The organism is Comamonas aquatilis (genome assembly GCF_965139575.1).
In the GTDB taxonomy this organism is placed as follows: domain Bacteria; phylum Pseudomonadota; class Gammaproteobacteria; order Burkholderiales; family Burkholderiaceae_C; genus Comamonas; species Comamonas aquatilis.
Genome location: NZ_CBCSIW010000030.1, coordinates 35,903 through 38,250 on the forward strand (window position 1 = coordinate 35,903; position 2,348 = coordinate 38,250).

Annotated in this window: 1 protein-coding gene; it reads right to left on the minus strand. The window is 58.0% G+C overall.

Annotation, left to right across the window (positions count from 1 at the left end; translation table 11 throughout):
• Positions 1-1,720, minus strand: a 1,720-nt coding sequence (locus ACNAZA_RS21300; protein ID WP_415798494.1) for a cadherin repeat domain-containing protein, incomplete at its 3' end; no start/stop codon positions are given.
• Positions 1,721-2,348: the final 628 nt, after the last annotated feature.

A 2,348-nucleotide genomic window follows, 5' to 3' on the forward strand; every position in this document is an offset into this window, starting at 1 on the left:
CCAGGCTGTAGCTGACCGCATGGGCATCGCTGGCCTGGGCGGTGTAGACCACTTGGCCGGCACCGCTGTTCTCGGCAATCGCCTCTGCGATGGCGCCCGAGCTGAACACGGGTGGGTTTTCATCCACATCACCGATGGACAGGGTCACCACCTGCTGGCTGTGGTTGCCCGCCGCATCGGTGGCCACCACGGTGAATTGATAGCTGGCCTTGGCTTCGTAGTCCGGGTTGCCGGTCAGTGTGACCTTGCCGGTTTGGGCATCAATGCTGAAGGCGGCGGCATCGCCGCCTGCGGCCAGGCTGTAGCGGACGCTGTTGGAGTCCATGGCCACAGCTTGGTAGACCACTTGACCCGCGCCACTGTTTTCCTCGATAGCGGTAGCCGTAGCGCTTGCACCGGAGCTGAACACGGGTGCAAAAGTATCGACGATACCTCCCACGCCCCCGGTAGGATTGTCTTGGTCAGTACCTGGAATCTGGCCCACTTTGGAGCCTTCGATCAGCAAGTCCTGAGCCTCTTTGCTTATCACAGTCGTGCCGCCACTTGTGGTGATGCCGGCGAGTACCTTGTCCAGAGTGTCCTGCACCTTACCTGTACCGTTCTTGTCGGCACCCGAGAAGGCCGACAACAGCGAGCCATAAGTTTCGCCAGCGCTCAGACCATCGCCGGGGTTGTATTGACCACCATTGGTGGGAATGACGGGGGTGTGCAGCACATCGTCCACGCCAAATACCTTGCTAATGGCACTGGCGGCCTGGCTGACCTGCCCCGCTGTCAAAGGACTGGGATTCTCAGGCGTGCCGCCTGCTGCCTCCTGAGCCTTGGTGTAGGCGATGGTGGTGAGTACGTTGACATTCAGACTCAGCGTGGAGTTGGGCGTGGTGATGACACCCATGGAGTAAAGGTTGGTATCCAGATCCTTGCCTATGCCCGTAGATTCGTCCAAGTAATCGGAGGCGATGCCGCCATTGATCAGCTTGACGATGACCGCTCCCTGATAGTCCTTGACATCCACAGTCACCGTGCCGTCGTCGCCGAGCTTGCCGGTACCCAGCAAGGTCTTGCCATCGGCCTGGTAAATATTGACGCTCAAATCGTTGTCTTTGAGTGCCGGTCCACCCACAAAGCTGAGCGTGACCAGGTTGTGCACACTGGCAGTAGCGACGGCTGCCGAACCGCCGCCGCCACCGGCTGCCAACAGACCGGCACTACCCGCGCCCACGCCCGCAAGCCAGCCCACGCTGGCCGAATCCTGCGGAACATAGGTCACCAGATCACCTTTGAGCCCGGCCAGTGGCTGCTCCAGCCCAGGGTGGGTCGATACCATACCGGCCAGCGCTTCAGGGCTGCCATGGGCATACAGCACGGTACTGCCGTCGGCCAGTCCCGTACCGTCTTTGGCTGAGGCGGTGAGCTGCCAGCCCTGAGACGTATCGCCGGCCAGCGTAACTGCACAGTCAGCGCCGGACTTGCATTCGGTGAAGTAATCCTGCAGCGTCAGCCGCGTTCCGTCCGCATAGTCCAACTGTAAGTCTGCGCCGCTACGCTGAGCCACCACGTCGCCAGCCAGTTCATCGCCAGCATCACCCTCACGGCGCTTGAGAACGCGGTAACTTTCGCCAGACACAGCCTTGTGCGCTTGGGCCTGGCCGGTTTGCAAGATAACTTCACCTTTGCGGGTGCTGAGTTTGTATTGAGTCTTGGCGGTGGTTTTGTTCATGATGCACGGGTTGGCTGAACGACGGGCTCCATGGGACTTCGCAGGCAGATCAAGGCCCGTGGACATTCCTCAACTCGCGAACGCCCATCCCACAGCTACATTTAGTTGCAGAGTAACAATATATTTAAAAATGAAACTAAGCATTTCTAAGCTCTGCAATCCAGGTTTGCTGCTGATTTCTCAGCGCACGGAACTTGCTCGAAGATGCTTTAGCTCATCGCGGGCAAAATTCCGCATAGATGGGCTAACTCATCACTTGGAACCGCTGCACTCGAGTTCGTGACTGCCCGCACTCGAGTGCACTCAACTGACCTCACAGCTGCGATATCACGCCTACCCTTCCCCCTCAGCAATCTGTATGCGTCAGCTCAACGGCAACGAACTTTGCTGCAAACCACACTGTTCTTTTCAACAAAGCTCGTCACTTTCGCGCTCGGGCTCTTCTCCAGTAGTCACTCGCCCAATAAGCTGAAAAACATTGCTCTCAGCCCCCTTTCGTTGGGTAAGATGTTAATTTCCACGCAAAACTGACCCGCCGGAGGTGCGGATAAAAACTTGGACTGGTTTTATGCGGCTAGGCCAAGCTTGTGCCGGTATTCCACAGGACTTAAACGTCCCAGAGATACTT